23 protein-coding genes are annotated in these 22,978 nt (G+C 72.3%); 14 read left to right on the top strand and 9 right to left on the bottom strand.

All coding sequences use genetic code 11. The features are described from left to right. Window positions 1-5: 5 nt before the first annotated feature. A complete protein-coding gene (locus tag ABZ471_RS25015) occupies window positions 6-995 on the bottom strand; it encodes an EamA family transporter (RefSeq protein ID WP_359069117.1) in 990 nt (329 codons plus the stop codon). Next, complete coding sequence (locus ABZ471_RS25010) at window positions 992-2,338, bottom strand: MFS transporter (RefSeq protein ID WP_359069116.1); 1,347 nt, start codon at window positions 2,336-2,338, stop codon at window positions 992-994. Before ABZ471_RS25010 ends, ABZ471_RS25015 begins: the two co-directional genes overlap by 4 nt. A gap of 107 nt (window positions 2,339-2,445) precedes the next feature. Between ABZ471_RS25010 and ABZ471_RS25005 the strand changes: the two genes are divergently transcribed. Continuing rightward, the gene (locus tag ABZ471_RS25005) at window positions 2,446-2,964 is read left to right on the top strand and encodes a MarR family transcriptional regulator (RefSeq protein ID WP_359069114.1); all 519 of its coding nucleotides are present in this window, start codon (window positions 2,446-2,448) and stop codon (window positions 2,962-2,964) included. Here the strand turns inward: ABZ471_RS25005 and ABZ471_RS25000 are convergent. Further along, a complete protein-coding gene (locus tag ABZ471_RS25000; RefSeq protein WP_359069112.1) occupies window positions 2,961-4,424 on the bottom strand; it encodes an FAD-dependent monooxygenase in 1,464 nt (487 codons plus the stop codon). The two genes, ABZ471_RS25005 and ABZ471_RS25000, sit on opposite strands and share 4 nt — an antisense overlap. 146 nt (window positions 4,425-4,570) lie before the next feature. Between ABZ471_RS25000 and ABZ471_RS24995 the strand changes: the two genes are divergently transcribed. Further along, the gene (locus ABZ471_RS24995) at window positions 4,571-5,170 is read left to right on the top strand and encodes a TetR family transcriptional regulator (RefSeq protein WP_359069110.1); all 600 of its coding nucleotides are present in this window, start codon (window positions 4,571-4,573) and stop codon (window positions 5,168-5,170) included. Between the two features lie 112 nt (window positions 5,171-5,282). Here ABZ471_RS24995 and ABZ471_RS24990 read toward each other — a convergent pair whose 3' ends face one another. The 3 genes from ABZ471_RS24990 to ABZ471_RS24980 are packed head-to-tail and all read right to left on the bottom strand — an operon-like array spanning window position 5,283 to window position 7,947. Then, window positions 5,283-5,549: a hypothetical protein gene (locus ABZ471_RS24990; RefSeq protein ID WP_359069108.1), complete on the bottom strand. Its 267-nt coding sequence runs from the start codon at window positions 5,547-5,549 to the stop codon at window positions 5,283-5,285. A gap of 52 nt (window positions 5,550-5,601) precedes the next feature. Then, on the bottom strand, window positions 5,602-7,701 hold the full coding sequence (malQ, locus tag ABZ471_RS24985; protein ID WP_359069107.1) for a 4-alpha-glucanotransferase: 2,100 nt from the start codon (window positions 7,699-7,701) through the stop codon (window positions 5,602-5,604). Further along, the gene (locus ABZ471_RS24980) at window positions 7,702-7,947 is read right to left on the bottom strand and encodes a hypothetical protein (protein ID WP_359069106.1); all 246 of its coding nucleotides are present in this window, start codon (window positions 7,945-7,947) and stop codon (window positions 7,702-7,704) included. A gap of 183 nt (window positions 7,948-8,130) precedes the next feature. Here ABZ471_RS24980 and ABZ471_RS24975 point away from each other — a divergent pair, with 183 nt between their 5' ends. From ABZ471_RS24975 to ABZ471_RS24965, 3 genes are read left to right on the top strand one after another with little or no spacing between them, the layout of a single operon-like run. Continuing rightward, window positions 8,131-8,664, top strand: a complete 534-nt coding sequence (locus tag ABZ471_RS24975) for a PadR family transcriptional regulator (RefSeq protein ID WP_359069104.1) — start codon at window positions 8,131-8,133, stop codon at window positions 8,662-8,664. Then, window positions 8,661-9,359: an ABC transporter ATP-binding protein gene (locus ABZ471_RS24970; RefSeq protein ID WP_359069102.1), complete on the top strand. Its 699-nt coding sequence runs from the start codon at window positions 8,661-8,663 to the stop codon at window positions 9,357-9,359. The genes ABZ471_RS24975 and ABZ471_RS24970 overlap by 4 nt, the downstream gene beginning before the upstream one ends. Beyond that, on the top strand, window positions 9,356-10,735 hold the full coding sequence (locus tag ABZ471_RS24965) for an ABC transporter permease (protein ID WP_359069101.1): 1,380 nt from the start codon (window positions 9,356-9,358) through the stop codon (window positions 10,733-10,735). Before ABZ471_RS24970 ends, ABZ471_RS24965 begins: the two co-directional genes overlap by 4 nt. Window positions 10,736-10,833: 98 nt before the next feature. On the opposite strand, the gene ABZ471_RS24960 is transcribed toward ABZ471_RS24965, so the two are convergent. Then, window positions 10,834-11,370, bottom strand: coding sequence for an HNH endonuclease (locus ABZ471_RS24960; RefSeq protein WP_359069099.1), 537 nt, complete (start codon window positions 11,368-11,370; stop codon window positions 10,834-10,836). A 316-nt stretch (window positions 11,371-11,686) separates the two neighbouring features. On the opposite strand from ABZ471_RS24960, the gene ABZ471_RS24955 reads away from it, so the two are divergent. The 8 genes from ABZ471_RS24955 (at window position 11,687) to ABZ471_RS24920 (ending at window position 20,284) form a co-directional block, all read left to right on the top strand. Beyond that, window positions 11,687-12,793, top strand: coding sequence for a mechanosensitive ion channel family protein (locus ABZ471_RS24955; protein ID WP_359069097.1), 1,107 nt, complete (start codon window positions 11,687-11,689; stop codon window positions 12,791-12,793). 147 nt (window positions 12,794-12,940) lie between these two features. Further along, the gene (locus ABZ471_RS24950; protein ID WP_359069095.1) at window positions 12,941-13,369 is read left to right on the top strand and encodes a hypothetical protein; all 429 of its coding nucleotides are present in this window, start codon (window positions 12,941-12,943) and stop codon (window positions 13,367-13,369) included. A 215-nt stretch (window positions 13,370-13,584) separates the two neighbouring features. Continuing rightward, window positions 13,585-14,796 (top strand): ROK family transcriptional regulator, encoded by a 1,212-nt coding sequence (locus ABZ471_RS24945; RefSeq protein ID WP_359069094.1) that lies wholly within the window; start codon window positions 13,585-13,587, stop codon window positions 14,794-14,796. Window positions 14,797-14,847: 51 nt separating this feature from the next. After that, a complete protein-coding gene (locus ABZ471_RS24940; protein WP_359069093.1) occupies window positions 14,848-16,203 on the top strand; it encodes an ABC transporter substrate-binding protein in 1,356 nt (451 codons plus the stop codon). 2 nt (window positions 16,204-16,205) lie between these two features. Next, window positions 16,206-17,147, top strand: a complete 942-nt coding sequence (locus ABZ471_RS24935; RefSeq protein ID WP_359069091.1) for a sugar ABC transporter permease — start codon at window positions 16,206-16,208, stop codon at window positions 17,145-17,147. 2 nt (window positions 17,148-17,149) lie between these two features. Then, the gene (locus tag ABZ471_RS24930) at window positions 17,150-18,043 is read left to right on the top strand and encodes a carbohydrate ABC transporter permease (protein ID WP_359069089.1); all 894 of its coding nucleotides are present in this window, start codon (window positions 17,150-17,152) and stop codon (window positions 18,041-18,043) included. A gap of 7 nt (window positions 18,044-18,050) precedes the next feature. Beyond that, window positions 18,051-19,316 (top strand): 6-phospho-beta-glucosidase, encoded by a 1,266-nt coding sequence (locus ABZ471_RS24925; protein ID WP_359069088.1) that lies wholly within the window; start codon window positions 18,051-18,053, stop codon window positions 19,314-19,316. Beyond that, the gene (locus tag ABZ471_RS24920; protein WP_359069086.1) at window positions 19,307-20,284 is read left to right on the top strand and encodes a BadF/BadG/BcrA/BcrD ATPase family protein; all 978 of its coding nucleotides are present in this window, start codon (window positions 19,307-19,309) and stop codon (window positions 20,282-20,284) included. Before ABZ471_RS24925 ends, ABZ471_RS24920 begins: the two co-directional genes overlap by 10 nt. A 34-nt stretch (window positions 20,285-20,318) precedes the next feature. Here the strand turns inward: ABZ471_RS24920 and ABZ471_RS24915 are convergent, their stop codons facing one another. Both ABZ471_RS24915 and ABZ471_RS24910 read right to left on the bottom strand, forming a co-directional pair. Further along, entirely contained in the window at window positions 20,319-20,837 is a 519-nt protein-coding gene (locus ABZ471_RS24915) for a GNAT family N-acetyltransferase (RefSeq protein ID WP_359069084.1), read from the bottom strand. A 20-nt stretch (window positions 20,838-20,857) separates the two neighbouring features. Continuing rightward, window positions 20,858-21,325 carry a VOC family protein gene (locus ABZ471_RS24910; RefSeq protein ID WP_359069083.1) on the bottom strand — a complete coding sequence of 156 codons (468 nt, stop codon included), beginning with the start codon at window positions 21,323-21,325 and terminating at the stop codon, window positions 20,858-20,860. A gap of 263 nt (window positions 21,326-21,588) precedes the next feature. On the opposite strand from ABZ471_RS24910, the gene ABZ471_RS24905 reads away from it, so the two are divergent. After that, window positions 21,589-22,971, top strand: a complete 1,383-nt coding sequence (locus ABZ471_RS24905) for a hypothetical protein (protein ID WP_359069081.1) — start codon at window positions 21,589-21,591, stop codon at window positions 22,969-22,971. Window positions 22,972-22,978 lie beyond the last annotated feature (7 nt).

The raw sequence follows: 22,978 nt of genomic DNA, 5'->3' as shown, positions 1-22,978 counted from the left end.
TGCACCTACCGTCGCAGCACCGAACCTGTCAGGTCCATCGAATCTTTTCGAGCAGTCTTTTCAGCAGAACTGAACAATGAGCGCCTTCCGGCACGGCCTCCGGCACGGCTTCCGACACGGCCTCCGGTACGGCTTCCGGCACGGCCTCCGGTACCCACCTGCCCGGCCACCGTCGCCCCGAACGCCAGCGCCATGCCCGCCACCTGCACGGGAGTGAGCGCCTGCCCGAGCGCCGCCCAGCCGACCACGGCGGCGGTCAGCGGGGAGAGCGGGCCGAGGAAGCCGGCCCGGGTGGCGCCGAGCCGGCCGATACCGCGGAACCAGAGCCAGTACGAGACCGCCGTGTTCGCCAGCGCGAGGTAGAGGTAGCCGCCGGCCGCACGGCCGTCGAGCGCGGGCGGGGCGCCCTCGACCAGGAAGGCCACCGGCGCGATGAGCAGGCCGCCCGCGGTGAGCTGCCAGCCGGTGAGCGCCAGCGGTCCGACGCCGTCCGGACGGCCCCACTTCTTCGTCAGCACCGTCCCGGCGGCCATCGAGGCGGTGGAGGCGACGGCCGCGAGCACCCCGACCGTGTCGAGGGCGCCGGCCCCCTTGAGGACGACCAGACTCACGCCGAACGCGGCCACGAGCCCGGTGAGCAGCGTGCGCGCGGCCGGCCGCTGCCCGAGCAGCAGCGCCGAGAGGCCCACGACGAACAGCGGCCCGACCGAGCCGACGACGGCGGCCATGCCGCCCGGCAGCCGGTACGCCGACACGAACAGCAACGGGAAGAAGGCGCCGATGTTCAGCGCACCCAGCGCGAACGCCTTCGCCCACCAGACACCCCGCGGCAGCACCCGGGCCAGCGCCACCAGGACCAGCCCGGCGGGCAGGGCCCGCATCAGGCCGGTGAACAGGGGGCGGTCGGCCGGGAGGAACTCGGTGGTGACGGCGTAGGTCGTGCCCCAGGAGACGGGGGCGAGGGCGGTGAGCAGGACGGTCACAGAGCGCTTCACGGCCGGGTCCCTTCGGTTTCGGGAGAGGTTTCGGCAGAGATGGGGGTGCTCACGGCGTGCCGGGTGGGCGAGGGTGCGGCGGCGGCGCGGGTCACGGTCACCGGCAGGGGCCGTACCGCCTCCGCCGGCAGCCGGCGCTCCACCCGGATCAGCAGGGCGGCGGCCACCGCCGAGGTGAGGACGAGGACGGCCCACGGCGCCCGGCCGTCCAGCGCGAGCAGGGTCGTGAACAGGGACGGCGCCACCGCCTTCGCCAGCGACCAGGACATCTGGTAGGCCGCCAGGTACCGGCCGCGCACCGCCTCCGGCGCCGCCGACACGGCGAGCACCTCGGCCGCGGGGCTGTGGACCAGCTCGCCGAGGGTGTAGACGACGACCACGGCGACCAGGGCGACGCCCAGGACCGTGCCCGAGGCGGGGCGCAGGGTGCCGAGCACGATCTGTGCGGCGAACGCGGTCGCGAACAGGGCCCCGCCCAGCGCAGCCGCCCGGGTGCGCCGGGCGCCGGCCCGCCGGACCCGCGCGCCGACGAGGACGCCGGCCGCCGCGCACAGCACGGTGTTGACGGTGAACGCGGCACCCGTGAGCACCGCGGGCCCGTGCAGCCACTCCACGACGAACAGCGGGAAGAGGACCGAGAGGGCCGAATAGCTCAGCGCGTTCAGGAAGTTGGCGCCGGTGACGACCAGGAAGGGCCGGTCGGCGAGGACGATCCGGTAACCGGCGCCCGTGCGCCGCGGAACCCGGGCTCCGGCCGCCGCACGCACCGGCTTCAGCGGGCGCAGCAGCAGCGCGGCCAGCGCGAAGGAGAGGGCGTTGCCCCAGGCCGCGTACGTGTAACCGGCGCTGCCCGCGAGGGCGATGACCAGCGTGGCCAGCAGCGCGCCCGCGCCGTTGCCGGCGTTCTGCAGCGCACGCGTCGACGCCTGCAGCCGGTCCCGCCCGGACCCGCGCGCCACCTCACCGATCAGGGACTGCTGTGCGGCGGGGAAGGCGCGGTCGGCGGCCGCGGTGACCAGGGCCACGGCCGCGAAGGCGGCGAGGGACTCGGCGAAGGGGTAGAGGACGAAGCCGACGACCCGGACGCCGTACAGCGTGTACTGCACGCGCTTCGCGCCGTACCGGTCCACCGCCGCCCCGGCGAGCGGCAGCGCGGCGATGCCGACGAGTCCGGTGGCCGTGAGCACGGCGCCCACGACCGTGAAGGACAGCCCGGTGACGTAGTGGAAGAACACCAGCGTGAACGGGACGTACATGCCGGTGCCGACGCCGTTGACCGCGGCGGCCGCGGGCAGGGCCCACTCCCCCGGGACGCGCTCGCTCTGCCCGCTCCGCCTCTTCATCCTGCTGCCCCCTCCAAAATGACTTGATGGAAAGTAGCTTACCATCAAGCTACTTTCCGTCAAGCTACTTTCTTGCGGGTGACCGTCCGGAGGTTCATACTCGGCGCATGAGTGCAGGCCGGCAGCAGCATGGGGATCCCGTCGACGCGATCATCGAGCAGTGGGCGGCCGTACGGCCCGACCTCGACACGAAGGCGATGGAGGTCTTCGGGCGGATCTATCGCCTCTCCCGCGCCCTGGGCGACCGCACGGAGAAGGCGTACGAGCCCTACGGCATCTCGCGCGGCGAGTTCGACGTACTGGCCACCCTGCGCCGCGCCGGCGAGCCGTACACCCTCTCCCCGCGCCAGCTCTCGGCGACGCTGATGCTCACCACCGGCGGCATGACCGGCCGCCTCGACAAGCTGGAACGGGCCGGCCTGCTGCGCCGCTCCCCCGACCCCCACGACCGCCGCGGCCTCCAGGTGACGCTGACCGACAAGGGGTTGGACATCATCGACCAGGCGGTCGGCGCGGGCCTCGCCGTCCAGACGGAGGCCCTGTCGTCCCTCGACGACGAACAGGCCGGCCAACTGGCCGGCCTGCTGAGAGAGTTGCTCGCGGGAACCCGGAGGGCGGGGGACTAGGGCCTGCCCGCCAGGGACGTCTCGTCGCCGACGTACGCGGCCAGCGCCGCCTCGGTGCGGGCCGGGTCCGTGGAGTCCGCGGCCCAGGCCACATAGCCGTCGGGGCGCACCAGCACGGTCGTACGACGCCCGGTCGCCCACCCCGCGACGGTCAGCCGGCCGGCCCGCCCGCCCTCGTACGGCTCCGGGGTGATCAGGACGAACCGGCCGCCGCGCAGGGCCTCGTAGAGGCGGCCGCCGCCGGCCAGGGCGACGTCGGGGACGCGGGTGCCGGTGAGCCGGTGGGCGCCCCGGGGCGCGGGGTAGCGGTAGCCGATACCGGTGATCTGGCCCGCGACCTTGCGGCGGGCGGGGCCGACGGCGTCGAGGAACGCGGTGAGTGCGGCGCGGGCGGCCAGCGTCCAGGGGTGCTTGGCCATGGCGAGGCGCACGATGCCGCCGCTGCTCCTCAGCACCGCCTTGCCGACCGGGTGGCGCTCGGCCTGGTAGCTGTCGAGCAGCTCCGGGTCCGCGTGGCCGGCAACGACCGCGGCGAGCTTCCAGCTCAGGTTGGCCGCGTCCTGCAGCCCGGTGTTCATGCCCTGGCCGCCGGCCGGGGTGTGCACATGCGCGGCGTCCCCGGCGAGGAAGACGCGGCCGGCCCGGTAGGCGGGCGCCTGGCGCTCGTCGCTGTGGAAGCGGGACATCCAGCGGGCGTCGTGCATCCCGAAGTCCCGGCCGAGCGCGAGCCGGGTGATCTCCTTGACCTCGGCCAGGTCGAGGGGCTCACTGTCGGGGACGTTGCGGCCGCGGTGCCAGCCGATGACCCGGTGGTAGCCGTCACCGAAGGGCGCGAGGAAGGCGAAGGCGTCACCGACGGCGTTGACGGTGAGCAGGGCCGGAGGCTTCTCGGCGAGCCGGACGTCGGCGAGGACGACGGACCGGATCACCGACCTGCCCGGGAACGGCAGCCCGATCGCCTCCCGCACGGCGCTGCGCATGCCGTCGGCGCCGACGACGTACGCGGCCCGCAGGGTCTCCGTCCGGCCCTCGGGACCCCGGACCTCCACGGTCACGCCGTCCGCGTCCTGGGTGAGGCCGGTCAGCTCGGTCTCGTGACGGAAGTCGACGCCCGCCTCGACCGCCCGCCGCTCCAGCACCTTCTCCACCTCGTACTGCGGGAGGACGAGGAGGTGGTTGAAGCGGGAGGGGAGGGTGTCGAGGTCGATGGTGAGGCGGCCGAAGAGGCGGAGCCGGTCCAGGGGTTGACCGACGGCCTCCAGGTCGTCGGCGAGACCCCGGGCATCGAGCTGTTCGAGGGTGCGGGCGTGCAGGACGAAGGCGCGGGAGAGGTTGCTGGTCTTGTGCGGGCGCTTTTCGAGGACGGTGACCGGGACGCCGGCGGCGGCGAGATCGCCGGCGAGGAGGAGGCCGGTGGGGCCGGAGCCGACGACGAGGACGCGGGGCGTGGTGCCGTTCATGAGGGCCTCCTGGAAACCAACGCTTGTGGGCCAACATCTGTTGGTCAACGCTTGTTGGCAAGCGTAGGGCGGCACGGAGAGGAGTGTCAACGCTTGTTGGCCAACAGATGTTGGCCTACGGCGCACGGTGGCCTACGCTCGTTGGCATGACCGGCAGCCCCAGCAGAAGCACAGATTCCGCCACCGCCCCGGCGGCCCGTCGCTCCGACTCCACCCGAGCCGCGATCCTCGCCTCGGCCCGCGACCGCTTCGCCTCCGACGGCTACGAGCGGGCCACCATCCGCGCCATCGCCAAGGACGCGCGCATCGACCCGTCGATGGTGATGCGGTACTTCGGCAGCAAGGAGGGGCTCTTCGCCGCGGCCGTCGCACTCGACCTGCACCTGCCCGACCTGGGGCCGGTCCCGCGGGACGAGGTCGGCCGGGCGCTGGTGACCCACTTCCTCGGCGTATGGGAGGAGAACGAGGAGCTGACGGCCGTACTCCGGGTCGGTGCGACCAACCAGGCCGGGGCCGAGCGTATGCAGGGCATCTTCCGGGAGCAGTTGCTGCCGGTGGCCGCGCGGGTGTGCCCCGACCCCGAGCAGGTGCCCACGCGGGCCGCGCTCATCGCCACGCAGCTGCTCGGGCTGGCGCTCACGCGCTACGTACTGCGGCTGCCGCCGGCGGTGGCGCTGCGCCCCGAGGAGATCGTGGCGTGGCTCGCGCCCACCGTGCAGCGCTACCTGACGGCGCCCAGCCCCTGAGCCGCGCCGCCCGGGAACTCACCGAGGGCACCGGCCGGAGAAACACCGAGGGCGCCGTCCCCACCGCACATGTGCGGCAGAACGGCGCCCTCGGCAGAGATCAGGTGCGCGCTCAGGCCTTCGCCCTGGCCTTCGCGGCGCTGGGCTTGTGCACGCGGATCTTGGACTTGTCCAGGATCATCACCAGCCCCGCGATGACCACGAACAGCACCAGCGGAAGGACCACGTAGAGGCCCAGCGTCTGGATGACACTCAGACCCGGGCCGGGGTCGTCACCGTCGTCGCGGGCGACCGCGAGCGCGGGGGACGACATGAGCAGCATCATCAGCGTCGTACCGGCAGCCAGGGCGCCGGCGCGCAGGGCGTTCTTCTTGTCCACGCTCCCCAAGTTAGCGAACGGTCGGAAGGGGCGCGCGCCCGGGGTGCCGTACTCAGGCTCCGGGCGGGCCGAGGCGCTCCCGCAGGACGTCCAGCAGGTCCCTGAGCCGCGGTGCGGCCGTCAGTTCCTCCAGCGTCACCGGCCTGCCCCCCGCGTCCGCGATCGGCAGGCGCCAGTTCGGGTACTGGTCCCAGGTGCCCGGCAGGTTCTGCGGGCGGCGGTCGCCGACACCGTCCGGTAGCCAGACGCCGATCAGGTGGGCCGGGGTGCGCAGCAGGAAGCGGTACACGCCCTGGATCTCCGCCTCCTCGTCGGATCCCGGGGGCCCGGCCGCCGGGCGGTCGAGCAGGCCGAGGCTGCCCAGCAGGGCGAGCCACTCCGCCGTGTCCGCGGTCGCCTCCGCATGTTCCTCGGACGCCGGGCGGGCGAGCAGGCCGAGACGGTCGCGCAGGTCGACGTGTTCGCCGGTGAGGCGGGCCGCGGTGGGCGGCAGGTCGTGGGTGGTGGCGGTGGCCAGGCAGTCCGCACGCCAGCGCTCCGGCGGCAGCGGGCGGCCGTCGCCCTCCCAGTCCCGCTCGAACCAGAGCACGGAGGTGCCGAGCACCCCGTGCCGCTGCAGCGTCTCGCGCACCCCCGGCTCGACGGTGCCCAGGTCCTCGCCGATCACCACCGTCCCGGCCCGGGACGCCTCCAGGGCGAGCAGGGCGAGCATGGCGTCGGCGTCGTAGCGGACGTAGGTGCCCTCGGTGGGCGGGCTGCCGCGGGGCACCCACCACAGCCGGAACAGGCCCATCACGTGGTCGATGCGCAGGGCGCCGGCGTAGCGGAAGAGGGCGCGCAGGAGGTGGCGGTAGGGGGCGTGGCCGGAGGCGGCGAGGCGGTCGGGGCGCCAGGGCGGCAGCCCCCAGTCCTGGCCGCGGGCGTTGAAGGCGTCGGGCGGGGCGCCGACCGACATGCCGACGGCGAAGTGGTCCTGCTGGGCCCAGGCGTCCGCGCCCCCGGGATGCACGCCGACGGCGAGGTCGTGCACGATCCCGACCGGCATGCCGGCCTCCCGGGCGGTGCGCTGGACGGCGCGCAGCCGGCCGTCGGTGAGCCAGGCGAGGCGGGCGTGGAAGTCGACGCGGCCGGCCAGCTCGGCGCGGGCGCGGGCGGTCTCGGCGGAGCGCGGGTCGCGCAGTTCCTCGGGCCACAGCTGCCAGTCGGAGCCGTGCCTCTCGGCGAGGGCGCACCAGGTGGCGTGGTCCTCCAGGGCCTGCCCCTCCTCGGCGCGGAAGGCGTCGTACGCGGCCTGCCGGCCGGGCCCGAGCGGGACCCGGACGACCAGCTCCAGGGCCTCCCGCTTCAGCTCCCACACCGCGTCCCGGTCGATGTGGGCGCCCTTGTCGAGGACGTCGGTGCGCAGCCGCTCGGCGCGCTCGAGCAGGGCGCGGACCCGGGCGCGGTCTTCGGGGTGCTCGATGTGGGCGAACTCGGGGATCTCCTCGATCCGCAGGTGCACCGGGTCGGGGAAGCGGCGCGAGGACGGCCGGTACGGGGACGGGTCGGTCGGCGCCCCGGGTACGGCCGCGTGCAGCGGGTTGACCTGTACGAACCCGGCCCCGGCGGTGCGCCCGGCCCAGTCGGCCAGCTCGGCGAGGTCGCCGAGGTCGCCCATGCCCCAGGAGCGCCGGGAAAGCAGCGAGTACAGCTGGACGAGCAGGCCGTAGGAGCGGGTGGCGAGGGCGGGCAGCCGGTCCGGGGCGACGATGAGATGGGCGTGCCCGGTGCGGCCGTCGGGGGCGGTGGCGCTCACCCGGTGCACACCCGCGGGCAGACCCTCGGTCCCGTCCCGTTCCTCCCCCTCCTCGGTCTCGACGCGCAGACGGGTGCCGGGCGGCAGCGCGGCGACGGCGTCGGGCGGTCCGCCGGCGCCGGCCCAGCGGACGACTGTCGGCGGGAGCAGCCGTTCGCGCAGCTCGCGCTCCCGTGCGGCCAGTGCGGTGCGGACGGCGTCCGGGGTGCCCGCGTCGACGCCGAGGGCGGCCAGGGCGGCGACCACGGCGGAGGCGGAGACCGCGACCGTACGGTCCGGTGAGGGGCTGTAGGAGGTGGCGACACCGTGCAGCCCGGCGAGCCGGGACAGCTCCTCGTCCTCGAGCGCCGTGGTCATCTACAGTCCCGCGCCGAAGGAGTCCGGAACCGGGTCGGACTCGCTGGTCAGCGGGGCGGCGTCGGCGAGCGGCGGCTCGCTGGTCAGGGGCTCGGCGTCGGGCAGCGGCGGTTCGCTGGTCAGCGGGGCCTCGGCGCACGCGCTCTCCGCGCTGAAGACGCACGCCTGCGTCCCGGGGGTCTCGGCGGACGACTCCGCCGCGGGTTTCCACTGGGCCGGGATCGGGAGCTGAGCCGGTGCGGCCACGGGGGCCTCCTCGTCATGGGTCGAATGCTGCGGCTTGCGGTGGTAGAGGCAGGCCTACCCCGTGGAGGCGATCGCAGACGTGACGCGGGGGAACTGCGCCGGAGGACCGGCTGCCAGTTCTCTCCCGGTCCCTTCCCAGATCACTATTCACTCAGTACATGTAGTCAGTGCATAATGATCCGCATGAGCACCCGCCACATCCTCCTGGGACTGCTCGCGGCAGGGCCGAGCCACGGCTACGACCTCAAGCGACGTCACGACGCACGCTTCCCGCAGGCCCGCCCGCTGGCCTACGGGCAGGTCTACACCACCTTGCAGCGCCTGGTGCGCGACGGCCTCGCGGAGGTGGACGGCACCGACGCGGACGGCGGACCGGAGCGGACGCTGTACCGGACGACGGCCGCCGGCTCCGGCGAACTGGCGCAGTGGGCGGCGCAGATCGCCCCGCCCGCGCCCTTCGTGGCGAACGAGATCTTCGCGAAGGTCGTCGTGTCGCTCCTGTCCGGGGGCGATCCGGAGGCCTACCTCCGGGCCCAGCGCGCCGCACACATGAATCGGATGCGGGAACTCACGGCCGTGAAGACGGCCCCGGGCGCCGATCTGACGACTGTGCTCTCGGCGGACTACGCCCTCGACCATCTCGACGCCGACCTCCGCTGGATGAACACCACGGCGGCCCGGCTCACCACTCTGACCGCGGAGGTCGACACAGCATGAGCAACAGGGGGGACTCCTCGGTGCCGCTTCTGGAGGGCCGGGACCTCGTGAAGGCGCACGGCAGGACGGACGCGCTGCGCGGCGCCTGCGTCGAGCTGCGCGCGGGCGAGATCCTCGCCGTGACCGGAGCCAGCGGAAGCGGCAAGTCGACGCTGCTGCACTGCCTGGCGGGGATCGTACGACCGGACGAGGGCGCGGTGGTCTACGAGGGGCAGCGGCTCGACCAGCTGCCGGAGAAGCGGCTGAGCGAGTTGCGCCGTACCGACTTCGGGGTGATGTTCCAGTTCGGGCAGCTGATCCCCGAGCTGACGGCCGTGGACAACGTGGCGCTGCCGCTGATGCTGGCAGGAGCCGACCGCGCCGGGGCGCGGGGGCCGGCCTCCGAGTGGCTGGAGCGGTTCGGGGTGCGCGGACAGGAGGAGCTGCGGCCCGGCGAGATGAGCGGCGGCCAGGCCCAACGGGTCGCACTGGCCCGGGCGCTGGTGACAGGCCCGAAGGTGGTCTTCGCGGACGAGCCGACGGGGGCGCTGGACTCCCTGGCGACCGAGCAGGTGATGACGGCACTGGTGCACACGGCCCGCGAATCGGGCACGGCGGTGCTGCTGATCACGCACGACGCCCGGGTGGCGGCGTACGCGGACCGCGAGGTGCGGCTGGCCGACGGCACGGTGGCGCCGGCGGAGGTGGCGGCATGACGGCCCGTGCGAGCGGCGGTCTGACCGCCGATGTGCGGCTCGCCTGGCAGCTCACCCGCGGCTCCGACCGGCAGGAGTGGTGGCGGGTGGGACTGACCGCGGCCGGGGCGGCGGCGGCGACGGGGTTCGCCCTCACGGCCGTCGCGCTGGCGTCGGTCCGGGGGTATCACCGGGTGCCCCTCGGCAGCGGCCTGCTGGACAACCCCGGCGAGCGCTCGGGGGTGATCGTCAGCCTGCTGCTTCTCCTGGTGCCGGTGCTGGGCTTTCTCGGACAGTGCGCCCGGATCGGCGCCGTGCACCGCGACCGGCGGCTGGCCGGGCTGCGGCTGGCCGGCGCCGGCCCGGCCCAGGTGCGCCGGATCGCCGCGCTGGAGACGGGGCTGGCCTGTCTGCTGGGCTCGCTCCTCGCCACCGCCGTCGCGGTGCCGGTCCTGCTGGGGCTGTGGGACAGCCCGACAGCCGTGGCCTGGGCCGGCCTCGTGATGGTCGCCCTCGGGGTGCCGGTGCTGGGCGCGGCCGCCGGCGCGCTGGCGCTGCGCCGCGTCGTGGCCTCGCCGCTCGGGTGGGTGCGCCGGGTGCGGCCCGGCAGCGGGCGGGGACCGGGGCTGCTGTTCGTCGGCGGGGTGCTGGTCGTCCTGCTCCTGGCGCTCTGGGCTCTCACGAACACCTCCGGCACCGACCGCGGGCAGCTGCCGCTGACCGTGTTCGGACTGGTCGTCGCCGTCGGGTCGGGAACGGTGTGGCTGGCCGGGGGCACGGCCAAGCTGCTCGGGCGGGTGCTGGCGGGGCGCGCCCGGTCCGCGGCGACACTGATCGCGCTGGAACGGCTGCGTGACGACCCGTGGGCCGCGGCCCGCACGCACGCGGCCGTCCTGCTGGTCACGATCGTCGGTACGGGCTTCGTCGGCGTCCGCCAGGCGTTCCTCGCCGACCTGCACGGCATGAGCCGCGAGGACCACCTCGGCATGCCCCTGTCCTTCTACACCACCGGCGTCAACCTCACCGGCGCCGCGATCCTCGTCGCCTTGGTGATCACCCTCTCCGGCCTCGCGGTCGGCACCGCCGAGTCACTGGCGAACCGCCGCCGCGGACTGGCCGCACAAGTGGCTGCCGGAGTGCCGCGGGCGGTGCTCGGCCGGGCGCTGCTCCTGGAGACGGCACTGCCGCTGGCTCCCGCGGTCGTGCTGGCCGGCGCGGGCGGCATGGCGATCGGCATCTGGTACGCCTCGCTCGCCCAGGAGTACGTCACCCAGACCGTGCCGTACGCCGCGCTGCTGGTCCCGGTGGGGGTGTACGCGTGCTGCCTGCTGGCGGCGGCCACCTCGCTGCCCCTGCTGCGCCGCTCGGTGCACCCGGCGGAGCTGCGCTACGCGTGATCCCCGCAGGAGACGTCCGGCCCCGGGGCACGGGGGTCCCCGGGGCCGGACCGCACGCGTGCCCCGGTACGACCCCGGGCACACAAAGGCCCGGATCGTCAGGCGGAGATGCCGTCGATCCGGGCCATGGCGTCGTCCGCGCCGAACGGCTGCAAGTACGGCAGCCAGCGCGGGTCCCTATGGCCGGTCCCGATGATGCGCCAGGCCAGACCGGTGGGCGGGGCCGGTTTGTGGCGCAGCCGCCAGCCGATCTCGACGAGGTGTTTGTCGGCCTTCACGTGGTTGCAGCGGCGGCAGGAGGCCACCACGTTGTCCCAGGCGTGCTTGCCTCCGCGGCTGCGTGGGATCACGTGGTCGACGCTGGTTGCGACGCCACCGCAGTACATGCACCGGCCCCCGTCGCGGGCGAACAGCGCCCTGCGGGTCAGAGGAACGGGCCCCCGATAGGGAACCCGGACGAATCGCTTGAGCCGGACCACGCTGGGTGCGGGGACTGTGACGGTTGCGCTGTGCATATAGGCGCCGGATTCCTCCAGGGAGACTGCCTTGTTCTCCAGGACGAGGACGAGCGCGCGGCGAAGCGGTACGACGCCGAGCGGCTCGTACGACGCGTTGAGGACCAGGACATGCGGCACGGGGGCCTCCTTGGGCGTCGGCGGCGCGTGGCTCGCGCCGGGACGATCTGCAGTCAGTCTCCCCTCATGCCTGGTGGAAGCGCCACCATGTCCCGGTAACGGGCTGGGAGTGTTTTCGACCACACCCGATTCATCCCCCGGATCACGGCCTGTTCAAGCCCGGGTGATGCCGGTCTCTCCTGCACCTCTCCTTTGCGGATCGGCGCGGGGCACACACAATGCCCCGTTAGTGTGGTGGGTCAGTCCGTCCGGTGACCTTTTCGTGACCTTGACCGCCCACCGGAGCGGACCGCGCAGCACCATGGAGGTACCTGCCGTGTCCTTGCCCGTCGTCCTGTCGGCCGCCGGAGCGACGCCGTCCCCGTCCCCCTCGGGGTCGACGGCCCCGGTCGTGCCGAGCCTTCAGGATGCCCAGCAGAGCGCGACGAACGCGGCGAGCTGGGTGGAACAGAACTGGTCGACCTGGCTCGCGATGGGCCTGCAGATCCTGCTGATCCTGGTCGTGGCGTTCGTCCTCAGAGCGGCGGTGCGGCGGGCGATCACCAAGCTGATAGACCGGATGAACAGGACCGTGGAGTCGGTGGACGGCACCGCGCTGAGCGGACTGCTGATCAACGCCGAGCGGCGCAGGCAGCGTTCGCAGGCGATCGGCTCGGTACTGCGCTCGGTGGCGAGCTTCCTGATCCTCGGCACGGCCGCGCTGATGGTGCTGTCCACCTTCAAGATCAATCTGGCACCGCTGCTGGCTTCGGCCGGTGTGGCCGGTGTGGCGATCGGTTTCGGCGCCCGGAACCTGGTCACGGACTTCCTCTCCGGCGTGTTCATGATCCTGGAGGACCAGTACGGCGTCGGCGACACGATCGACGCGGGCGTGGCCTCCGGCGAGGTGATCGAGGTCGGGTTGCGCGTGACCAAGCTGCGCGGGGACAACGGCGAGATCTGGTACGTCCGCAACGGCGAGGTCAAGCGGATCGGCAACCTCTCCCAGGGCTGGGCGACCGCCGGGGTCGACGTGACCGTGCGGGCGAGCGAGGACCTGGACCGGGTCAAGGCCACGCTGGACGAGGTCGCCGATCAGATGAGCAAGGAAGAACCCTGGAACGAGCTGCTGTGGGGGCCGATCGAGGTGCTCGGCCTGGACAGCGTGCTGATCGACTCCATGGTGGTCCGCATCTCGGCCAGGACCATGCCCGGCAAGTCGGTGACCGTGGAACGCGAGCTGCGCTGGCGCGTCAAGCGGGCGTTCGACGCGGCGAACATCCGCATCGTGGGCGGGGAGACGGCCGCGGCGAGCCCGGAGGCAACCCCGGCCGCCGACCCGGCTGCTGCGGTGGCAGCACCCTCGGTGTACTCCAACGCGGACTCGCCGCAGTCGGCGGCGGCCTCGCCGATCACACCGCAGCAGCGGTCGGCGCCGAAGTAGGGCGCCCAGGAGCGGAACGGTTCAGCACGCTCGTTCGAGTGGGCAGGTGGGGCATCCGGCGCCGAGCGCGCGCCGGGTGCCCCATCGTTCTGCCGGGGCACCCGGCGCGGGCTCAGCCCGGCACCAGTGCGACAAGGAGGACGAGCGATGAGCGCCGAACCTCCCCACAGTGACGGCAGCGTCTCGGACGACTACCTGCACAGCGACAACGACGTGACCATGTGGGGCAACCTCACCTCGGTCATGATGCAGCGCGCGGCCAGGCTGACGGTCGACGCCACCCCGGAGCCGGCGGTCGCGGGCCGGACGCTCACCGTCAAGGGCAAGCTGACCCGGGCCGACCGGGAGAACCTCAGGTACTCCGGTTACCAGGGGCAGAAGGTCGTGCTCCAGTTCCGGGCGGACGGGGCCGGCGCGTACAAGGCCGTGAAGACGATCACCTCCGGCGCCGGGGGCGCACTGTCCACCACCACGAAGGCGACCAAGAGCGGCTCCTGCCGCTTCGTCTTCGCCGGTACGGCCACCACGGGCACCGCGCAGGCCGCCGCCGACCACGTCAAGGTCACCCGGCACTGACCGGTCGCACCACGCCGTCTCCCACGCCCCCGAGGTAACGACTCTGTTGCCTCGGGGGCGTTGTCTATTGACGCCCTCTTCGTCCTGGGCTTACGTTCCTCCCACCCAATAGGAAAGTTTCCTAACAGTGATCTCCACCGTCCAGTGATCAAGGCTGGACGTCCGGCCCGGGTCACTGGGAAGCTGGGCAGTTGGAAAGGCAGGTGTCGACCCCCATGGCAGGAACCGCCGGTACGCCGGGCACCCCGCGCGTCCTGCGCGCCATGAACGACCGCGCCGCCCTGGACCTCCTGCTGGAACACGGGCCGCTGTCCCGCACCCGCATCGGCAAGCTCACCGGCCTGTCCAAGCCGACCGCCTCCCAGCTGCTGGCCCGGCTGGAGGCGGCCGATCTGGTCCGGGTCACCGGCACCAGCGAGGGCCGGCCGGGCCCCAACGCCCAGCTGTACGCGGTCAACCCCACGGCCGCGTACGCCGCCGGGCTCGACGTCACCCCCCACCGCATCCGCGCCGCCGTCGCCGACATCACCGGCCGCACGGTCGGCGAGTACGAACTGCCCACCCCCGGCCGCCGTCCGGCCCACCCCGTCGTCCAGCAGGTCACCGACGCTCTCGACGGCGCCTTGAAGGCCGCCGGGCTGGCCCGTGACGACGTCCACCGGCTGGTCATCGGCACCCCCGGCGCCTTCGACCCGGGCACCGGCCGCCTGCGCTACGCCTCCCACCTGCCCGGCTGGCACTCCCCCGCGCTGCTCGACGACCTCGCGGCGGCGCTCCCGATGCCGGTCGAGTACGAGAACGACGTCAACCTCGTCGCCATCGCCGAACAGCGGCTCGGCGCGGCCCGCGGCCACGCGGACTTCGTGCTGCTGTGGAACCAGGAGGGCATGGGCGCCGCCCTGGTCCTCGGCGGCCGGCTGCACCGCGGCTGGACCGGCGGCGCCGGCGAGGTCGGCTTCCTGCCCGTGCCCGGCACCCCCCTCGTACGCCAGGTGACCAAGGCCAACAGCGGCGGCTACCAGGAACTGGCCGGCTCCCAGGCCGTACCGAAGCTGGCCCGCGAACTCGGTATCGAGGACGTGCCGTCGGGGCCGTACACCGAGGCCGCCGCCGACCTCCTGGCCCGCGCCGCCGACCACGCGGGCGGACCCCACCGGGAGCTGCTGGCGACCTACGCGACCCGGCTGGCCACCGGTCTCGCCTCGCTCGTCTCCGTCCTCGACCCCGAACTCGTCGTCCTCAGCGGCTCCGCCCTGACGGCCGGCGGCGAGGTGCTGCGCGCCCTCGTCCAGGCCGAACTGGAGGAGCTGGCGGCGGCCCGCCCCCGGCTCGTCGTCGGCGACGTCCGTGAACACCCCGTGCTGCGCGGCGCGTTGGAATCTGCGCTCGCGACCACCCGCGACGAGGTCTTCGACACCTCGCGCTGAGCCCCCCGCAGTCCCCCTTCCTCACCCACCTCGCCCCTGGGAGACCTCGCCATGCCCGAAGTCGTACCCTCAGCCATATCCTCAGTCGCCCGAAAGACGGCTTTTGCCCTGACCGTGTCGCTGGCCCTGCTCACCACCGCCTGTACCGGCCAGTCCAGCTCCGGCGCCACTGACGACGCCTCCAAGGACACGACGATCAACTTCTGGCACGCGTGGAGCGCGCCGAACGAGGTGAAGGCGGTCAAGTCCCTGGTCGCCGGCTTCGAGAAGGCCCACCCCAACATCCACGTGAACATCGTCGGCAACATGACCGACGACAAGATGAACCAGGCGCTGCGCTCGGGCGGCGACAAGGCCCCGGACGTGATCTCCTCCTTCACCACCAACAACGTGGGCAAGTTCTGCTCCTCGGGCGCGCTGGTGGACCTGAACCCGTTCTTCAGGAAGGCGAAGATCGATCCGGAGACGACCTTCCCGAAGACGATGAACGAGTACACCCAGTTCGACGGCAACCGCTGCGCGGTGCCGCTGCTGGGCGACGCGTACGGCCTCTACTACAACAAGACGGCGTTCGAGAAGGCGGGCATCACCGCCCCGCCGAAGACCTGGTCCGCATTCGAGGCCGACGCCAAGAAGCTGACGATCCCGCAGGGCGACAGCTACAAGCAGCTGGGTTTCATGCCGGACTACCACGGCTGGGAGTCCACGACCGAGCACTACTTCGGGCAGTTCTCGCCGACGTACTTCGACAAGAACGGCAAGTCCGACGTCGCCGAGGACCCGGCGTTCGAAAAGGGCTTCACCCTCCAGAAGAAACTCGTCGACGAACTCGGCGGATTCCAGAAGCTGGAGAAGTTCCGGGCGACGCTGGGCGACGAGTGGGGCCGCAAGCACCCCTTCCACACCGGTCAGGTCGCCATGCAGCTGGACGGTGAGTGGCGCCTGGGCATGGCCGAGGAGACCAAGCCGGACTTCGAGATCGGCGTCGCCCCACTGCCCGTGCCGGACGACCAGGCCGACCAGTACGGCAAGGGCTACATCACCGGCACCATCGCAGGCATCGCCGCCACCAGCCACAAGCAGAACGCGGCCTGGGAACTGGTGAAGTACATGACGACGGACACGGACGCGGTGGTCGGCTTCGCCAACGACATCCACAACGTGCCCTCCACACTCGCCGCCCTGAAGTCCCCGAAGCTGAAGTACGACCCCCGGTTCAAGACCTTCCTGGACATCGCCGCGAACCCGGACTCCACCACGACTCCCGCCTCCATCAACGGCGGTGTGTACCTGGTGACGATCCAGCAGTTCGGCTACGACTACGAGAGCGGCAAGGTCACCGATCTGAGGGCCGGCCTGAAGAAGACGGCCGCGCAGATCGACACGGACATCGCGCAGGCGAAGTGACGATGAGCAGCATCACGCTGGCGTCGAAGCGCCGTCGCGCGGCGCTTCGTACGGCCGCCTTCATGTCGCCCTGGCTGATCGGCTTCGCGGTCTTCTTCGCGTACCCGCTGATCTCGACGGTCTACTTCTCGTTCATGCACTACGACGGCTTCAAGCCGCCGACGTGGAGCGGCACGAAGAACTGGACGTACGTCTTCGAGCACTACCCGCTCTTCTGGCCCGCCCTGCGCAACACCCTGTGGCTGGTGCTGGTCATGGTGACCCTCCGGGTCGTCTTCGGACTGGGTGTGGGCCTGCTCATCACCAAGATCAGGACGGGCGCGGGCGTCTTCCGCACCCTCTTCTACCTGCCCTACCTCGCCCCGCCGGTGGCGGCGACGATGGCCTTCGCCTTCCTCCTCAACCCCGGTACGGGCCCGGTCAACTCGATCCTGGAGAAGGTGGGCGTCCCGGCGCCGGGCTGGTTCAACGACCCCACGTGGTCCAAGCCCGCCCTGACCCTGCTGGCCCTGTGGGGCATCGGCGACCTGATGGTCATCTTCATGGCCGCGCTGCTCGACGTACCGACGGAGCAGTACGAGGCGGCCGAGCTGGACGGCGCGTCGGCGTGGCAGCGGTTCCGCTACGTCACCCTGCCCAACATCTCACCGATCGTGATGTTCGCCGTGGTCACCGGCGTGATCCAGACGATGCAGTACTACACGCAGCCGCTGATCGCGGGGAAGGTCGCCTCGGGCGTGATCCAGGGCGCGGGCACCCAGTTCGAGCCCGGCTACCCGGACAAGTCCACGCTCACCCTCCCGCAGCTCGTCTACAACCTCGGCTTCCAGCGCTTCGACTACGGATCCGCGTGCGTCGTCGCCCTCGTCCTCTTCGTCCTGTCGATGGCGTTCACCGCGTTCCTGATGCGGCGCCGGGGCGGTCTCATCCAGGCAGGTGACTGACCATGACCCACGTACTGGACCAGCCGGTGAAGCCGGCGCCGCCGCTGTCCGGGGCGGAGCGCACCGCCCGCCGCAGGGCACTGCTCGAATGGATCGCGATCCACTCCCTCGGGGTCGCCGCCGCGCTGTTCTTCACGCTGCCCTTCGTGTTCGTGTTCCTGACCTCGCTGATGAGCGACAGCCAGGCCCTGAGCCGGGACCTGATCCCGCACACCTGGGAGTGGGGCAACTACAAGAAGGTCTTCGACACCCCCGGCTTCCTGACCTGGTGGAAGAACACGCTGATCTACGCCGGCCTCGGCACCGTACTGACCGTGGTGTCGTCCATACCGGTGGCGTACGCGCTCGCGAAGTTCCGCTTCCGGGGCCGCAATCTGTCCCTCATGCTGGTGATCTCGATGATGATGCTGCCCCCGCAGGTGATCATCATCCCGATGTACCTGTTCTGGGCGAAGCAGCTGGACCTGTCGGGCACACTGTGGCCGCTGATCGTCCCGATGGCGTTCGGGGACGCGTTCTCGATCTTCCTGCTGCGCCAGTTCCTGATGACGATCCCGAACGAGTACGTCGACGCGGCGAAGGTGGACGGCTGCGGCGACCTGCGCACCCTGCTGCGGGTGGTCCTGCCGATGGCGAAGCCGGGCATCGCCGCCGTCGCCCTCTTCCAGTTCTTCTACGCCTGGAACGACTACTTCGGCCCCCAGATCTACGCCTCGGAGAACCCCGGCGCCTGGACCCTCTCCTACGGCCTGGAGTCCTTCAAGGGCGCGCACCACACCGACTGGAACCTGACCATGGCCGCGACCGTGCTGGTCATGGCCCCCGTGATCCTCGTGTTCTTCTTCGCCCAGAAGGCGTTCGTGGAAGGCGTCACGCTCACCGGAGTGAAGGGTTAATCCGTACATGAAACTCACCGTGGTCGGCGGAGGCTCGACCTACACCCCCGAACTCATCGACGGCTTCGCACGCCTCAGGGACACCCTGCCCATCGAGGAACTGGTACTCGTGGACCCGGCCGCCGAACGCCTGGAACTGGTGGGCGGTCTGGCCCGCCGGATCTTCGCCAAGCAGGCGCATCCCGGCCGGATCGTCACGACCTCCGACCTGGACGCGGGAGTCGACGGCGCCGACGCCGTACTGCTCCAGCTCCGTGTCGGCGGTCAGGCGGCCCGCGAGCAGGACGAGACCTGGCCGCTGGAGTGCGGCTGCATCGGCCAGGAGACGACCGGCGCGGGGGGCCTCGCCAAGGCACTGCGCACGGTCCCCGTCGTCCTCGACATCGCCGAGCGGGTCCGCCGGACGAACCCCCGCGCCTGGATCATCGACTTCACCAACCCGGTCGGCATCGTCACCCGCGCCCTGCTCCAGGCGGGCCACCGGGCGGTGGGCCTGTGCAACGTGGCGATCGGCCTCCAGCGCAAGTTCGCGGCGGTGCTGGGCACCGACCCGAAGGACGTCCACCTGGACCATGTGGGCCTGAACCACCTCACCTGGGAGACAGGGGTGCGCCTCGGCGGCCCCGAGGGTGCGAACGTCCTCCCCGAACTGCTGGCCGAACACGGCGACACCATCGCCGACGACCTGCGGCTGCCCCGCCCCCTCCTGGACCGCCTGGGCGTGGTCCCCTCCTACTACCTGCGCTACTACTACGCGCACGACGAGGTGGTACGGGAGCTGGGCACCAAACCCTCCCGGGCGGCGGAGGTCGCGGCCATGGAACGCGAGTTGCTGACGATGTACGGCGACCCGGCCCTGGACGAGAAGCCGGCGCTGCTGGCCAAGCGGGGTGGCGCCTTCTACTCGGAGGCGGCGGTGGACCTGGCGTCGGCGCTGCTGGGCGGCGCGGGCAGCCCGTACCAGGTGGTGAACACGCTCAACAAGGGCACGCTGCCGTTCCTCCCCGACGACGCGGTGATCGAGGTGCAGGCGGCGGTGGGACCGAGCGGAACTGCGCCGCTCCCGGTCCCGGACCTGGACCCGCTGTACGCGGGCCTGGTGGCCAACGTGACGACGTACGAGGACCTGGCCCTGGAGGCGGCGCTGCGCGGCGGCCGCGACCGCGTCTTCAGGGCGCTGCTGGCCCACCCCCTGATCGGCCAGTACGAGTACGCCGACACCCTCACCGACCGACTGATCGCGCACAACCGGGAGCACCTGGCGTGGGCCTGACCTCGACCGTCCTTGCCATCGACGCGGGCAACAGCAAGACCGACGTGGCCGTGGTCACCGCCGACGGGCAGGTGCTGGCCACGGCCCGCGGCGGCGGCTTCCGCCCGCCTGCCGTGGGCGTGGAGGCGGCGATGGACGCGCTGGCCGACCCGGTCGCCCGGGCACTCACGGACGCGGGCCTGCCCAACGCCTCGCACATCTCCGCCTGCCTGGCCAACGCCGATCTTCCGGTGGAGGAGGAGCAGTTGGCGACCGCGCTGCACGCGCGCGCGTGGGGCTCCTCGGTGGAGGTCCGCAACGACACCTTCGCGATCCTGCGGGCGGGCGTGGCCGAGCCCCGGGGCGTGGCCGTGGTGTGCGGCGCGGGCATCAACTGCGTCGGCATGCGCCCCGACGGCCGCACCGCCCGCTTCCCGGCGATCGGCCGCATCTCCGGTGACTGGGGCGGCGGCTGGGGCCTGGCCGAGGAGGCTCTCTGGTACGCCGCCCGCGCCGAGGACGGCCGCGGCGAGCCGACCGACCTGTCCCGCACGCTCCCCGCCCACTTCGGCCTCCCCACGATGTACGCGCTGATCGAGGCCCTGCATCTGGAGCACCTCGAACACGGCCGCCGGCACGAACTGACGCCGGTCCTCTTCGAGACGGCCGCGCAGGGCGACCCGGTCGCCCGCACGATCGTGCACCGCCTCGCGGAGGAGGTCGCGACGATGGCCACGGTCGCCCTCACCCGCCTCGACCTCCTCGGCGAACAGACTCCGGTCCTGCTGGGCGGCAGCGTCCTGACCGCGGGCCACGCCCAACTGGACGACGGGATCCGCGACCTGCTGTCCTCCCGGGCCCCCAAGGCCGATGTCCGGGTGGTGACGGCCGGCCCGGTCCTGGGCGCGGCCCTGCTGGGCCTGGACCGGCTGGGGGCGGGGAGGGAGGCGCAGGAGCGGGCCCGGGCCCACTGGGAGAGGGGAGATTGACCAGCCGGGTGCGTGTTCTCCCTGCTCAGCGGCGTCAGACCCGTACGGGCTTTTCGAGGAGCGTGAACGACTTGGGTGCGCCGCCCGGCTGCGGCTTGCCCGCCTTGTGGCCGACGGCCTGGTAGCCGGCGTTCAGGTAGTACGTGTTCAGGCGCGCATTGCCGGCCAGGCAGTCCAGGCGCACCAACGCCCGCCCCGCCGCGGCCACGCGGCGCTCCGCGGCCTGCAGAAGCAGTCGCCCCGTCCCGGGCGGGGCACTGCTGCGGTCCACCATCAGACGGTGGACGTAACCGGCCACCGGCGGCTGCGGCCCCCAGGCGTCCTCGTCCTCCCACCACAGCTCCCAGGCCCCGGCCAGGCGGCCGTCGACCTCGGCGAGCCAGACCTCGCCACTCGCCGTGACCCGACGGAAGTGGCTCTCGTCCAGTTCGCCGGGCTGCCATTGGCCGGTGATGCCCCGGGCGAGCATCCAGCGCGCGGCATCGTCACGCAGGCGAACGACAGAGGCGAGGTCGGCGTCGTCGGCGGCGAGGCGGAAGCGTATGTCGTTCATGTCGCGATCTTCGCAGGGATTCAACTGCCCTGGTCTTCAGGCTCGTCCCATGGTGCTGGCCGCTGGTGCTGGCCGCTGCTGCCGTCCACGTAGAGGCAGAAGGGGTGGCCGGCCGGGTCGAGCAGCACCCTGACGTTGTCCTGGGGCTGGTGGTCGGCCTCCCGGGCGCCGAGTTCCAGCGCGTGCGCCACCGCGGCCCGCAGGTCCTGCACTTCGAAGTCGAGGTGCATCGTGATCCGCCCGGCGCCCTCCCGGGCGGGCCAGACCGGGGGAACGTAGTCGGCCGCGCACTGGAAGGCGAGGTAGGCCACGCCCTCCGGCGGGCTGATGGCCGCCCCGTCGGCGTCCTCCTTGGCGATCTCCCAGCCCAGGAGTTCCGCGTAGAAGCGGGCGAGAGCGTGCGGATCGGGTGCTTCGAGCACCACGCCCCACCAGTCGTGGCGTGACATACGAGGAGTGCCGGGGCCGTGGCTGGGTCGTCCGTGCATGTCGGCGAAGGGTACAAGGGCCGGCGGAGGCCGCAAGGGAACCGATCCGATGCGCCCGGCGTGTTCATCGGCAGGGGGTGGTGCGGCCCGCCCCTCGCGCCGTCACACCGTGGGTTGCGCTGCGATCCGATCAAGATCGAGTGAAGGCTGGTGCGGATGTCGGTCCGGGCGGTGATACTTGGCGGCGAACGGATGACCATGGGGGAGGTCAAGTGACACACCCGCCGAAGAGCAGCACGGCGCCACCGACGGCGGGATCTGCCGTGCCCGGTGTCCCTGCCCAGCCCGGCCGGGCACCCGTCACCCCGGCCGTCTCCCCCGCCCCGCCCGCGCGCCGTACCGCCTTCGCCGAAGGGGTCGAGCGGGTGCGGGCCGCGGCGACCACCGAACCGGGGCGCCTGCGGATCATCGGGGCCGTCCTCGCGCTGCTCGTCGTCGCGTTCGGCGCGGTCACGGCCTGGCAGACGTCCGAGCGGGCGGCCGCCGCCGACGACGTGCTGCACCGCAGCCAGCCGCTCAGTTCCGGCGCCGCCGGCATCTACCGCTCGCTGGCCGACGCCAACACGGCCGCCTCCAGCGGGTTCCTGGCCGGCGGGCAGGAGACCGCGAACTCCCGCGACCGGTACGAGAAGGACATCAGTACCGCCGCCGCGGGGCTCGTCAGGGCCGCCGCCAACGCGGAGCCCGGCTCGCCCTCCGAGGCGACCATCACCAAGCTGAACCGGCTGCTGCCCGAGTACAAGGGCCTCATCGAGCGCGCCCGGACCTACAACCGGCAGGGATATCCGGTCGGCGGCGCCTATCTGCGCTACGCCAACGAGAAGATGCAGAAGGAGATGCTCCCGGCGGCGGAGGATCTCTACACGAAGGAGAACCAGCGCCTCGACGCCGACTACGGGGACGCGACGCCGTACCCGTGGGTCGCGATCGCGCTCGGCGTGCTCGCCCTGGCCGCGCTCGGCTGGGCCCAGCACCGCACCTACCGGCGCACCAACCGCGTCCTCAACCACGGCCTGGTCGCCGCCACCGCCGCCACCGCCGTGGTGCTGCTGTGGCTGGTCGTCGGGCACACCGTCGCCCGCTCGGGCCTCGACGGCTCGTACGACCACGGCATCCGCTCGCTGAACGTACTGCACGACGCACGGATCGCCTCCCTGAAGGCACGCGGCAACGAGAACCTCAGCCTGGTGGCGCGCGGCGCCGAGACCGTCACGGTCGACGGGCAGCAGCACGACGCGTACTACTACGACTTCGACAAGGACATGACCGTGCTCGGCAAGGGTCTCACCGAGGCCGACGGGCTGGCCGACGACCAGGCGGGCACCCGGCCGGTCCAGGCGGCCGAGGGCAACATGGCGGTGTGGAAGAAGCGTCACGCCTCCGCCCGTACCGAGGACGAGAACGGCAACTACCAGCAGGCGCTGGACATGGTGATCGGCGGCAAGGGCGCGACCGGTGAGTGCTTCGACAGCGTCGACAGCAATCTCGCCCGTGCCATCGACCACGAGCAGGCCGAGTTCCAGCAGGCCGCCGGTGACGGGCGGGACGCGATGACCGGACTGCCCGTCGGCGCCGCGGTCCTGGCGGTCCTCGGCGCCGTGGGCGCGGTCGCCGGCATCGGGCGCAGACTTTCGGAGTACCGGTGACAGGGGG

It is taken from the genome of Streptomyces sp. NPDC005728, from assembly GCF_040630895.1.
In the GTDB taxonomy this organism is placed as follows: domain Bacteria; phylum Actinomycetota; class Actinomycetes; order Streptomycetales; family Streptomycetaceae; genus Streptomyces.
This window is presented reverse-complemented; position numbering and strand designations above follow the sequence as displayed.

What these genes read in the sequence shown, in the direction of transcription:
- ABZ471_RS24975 (WP_359069104.1), top strand. Translation starts at nt 8,131, where the DNA reads ATGAGCACCCGCCACATCCTCCTGGGACTGCTCGCGGCAGGGCCGAGC.
- ABZ471_RS24925 (WP_359069088.1), top strand. Translation starts at nt 18,051, where the DNA reads ATGAAACTCACCGTGGTCGGCGGAGGCTCGACCTACACCCCCGAACTC.
- ABZ471_RS25005 (WP_359069114.1), top strand. Translation starts at nt 2,446, where the DNA reads ATGAGTGCAGGCCGGCAGCAGCATGGGGATCCCGTCGACGCGATCATC.
- ABZ471_RS24950 (WP_359069095.1), top strand. Translation starts at nt 12,941, where the DNA reads ATGAGCGCCGAACCTCCCCACAGTGACGGCAGCGTCTCGGACGACTAC.
- ABZ471_RS24940 (WP_359069093.1), top strand. Translation starts at nt 14,848, where the DNA reads ATGCCCGAAGTCGTACCCTCAGCCATATCCTCAGTCGCCCGAAAGACG.
- ABZ471_RS24910 (WP_359069083.1), bottom strand. Translation starts at nt 21,325, where the DNA reads ATGCACGGACGACCCAGCCACGGCCCCGGCACTCCTCGTATGTCACGC.
- ABZ471_RS25000 (WP_359069112.1), bottom strand. Translation starts at nt 4,424, where the DNA reads ATGAACGGCACCACGCCCCGCGTCCTCGTCGTCGGCTCCGGCCCCACC.
- ABZ471_RS25010 (WP_359069116.1), bottom strand. Translation starts at nt 2,338, where the DNA reads ATGAAGAGGCGGAGCGGGCAGAGCGAGCGCGTCCCGGGGGAGTGGGCC.
- ABZ471_RS24935 (WP_359069091.1), top strand. Translation starts at nt 16,206, where the DNA reads ATGAGCAGCATCACGCTGGCGTCGAAGCGCCGTCGCGCGGCGCTTCGT.
- ABZ471_RS24995 (WP_359069110.1), top strand. Translation starts at nt 4,571, where the DNA reads ATGACCGGCAGCCCCAGCAGAAGCACAGATTCCGCCACCGCCCCGGCG.
- ABZ471_RS24915 (WP_359069084.1), bottom strand. Translation starts at nt 20,837, where the DNA reads ATGAACGACATACGCTTCCGCCTCGCCGCCGACGACGCCGACCTCGCC.
- ABZ471_RS24930 (WP_359069089.1), top strand. Translation starts at nt 17,150, where the DNA reads ATGACCCACGTACTGGACCAGCCGGTGAAGCCGGCGCCGCCGCTGTCC.
- ABZ471_RS24970 (WP_359069102.1), top strand. Translation starts at nt 8,661, where the DNA reads ATGAGCAACAGGGGGGACTCCTCGGTGCCGCTTCTGGAGGGCCGGGAC.
- ABZ471_RS24945 (WP_359069094.1), top strand. Translation starts at nt 13,585, where the DNA reads ATGGCAGGAACCGCCGGTACGCCGGGCACCCCGCGCGTCCTGCGCGCC.
- ABZ471_RS24965 (WP_359069101.1), top strand. Translation starts at nt 9,356, where the DNA reads ATGACGGCCCGTGCGAGCGGCGGTCTGACCGCCGATGTGCGGCTCGCC.
- malQ (WP_359069107.1), bottom strand. Translation starts at nt 7,701, where the DNA reads ATGACCACGGCGCTCGAGGACGAGGAGCTGTCCCGGCTCGCCGGGCTG.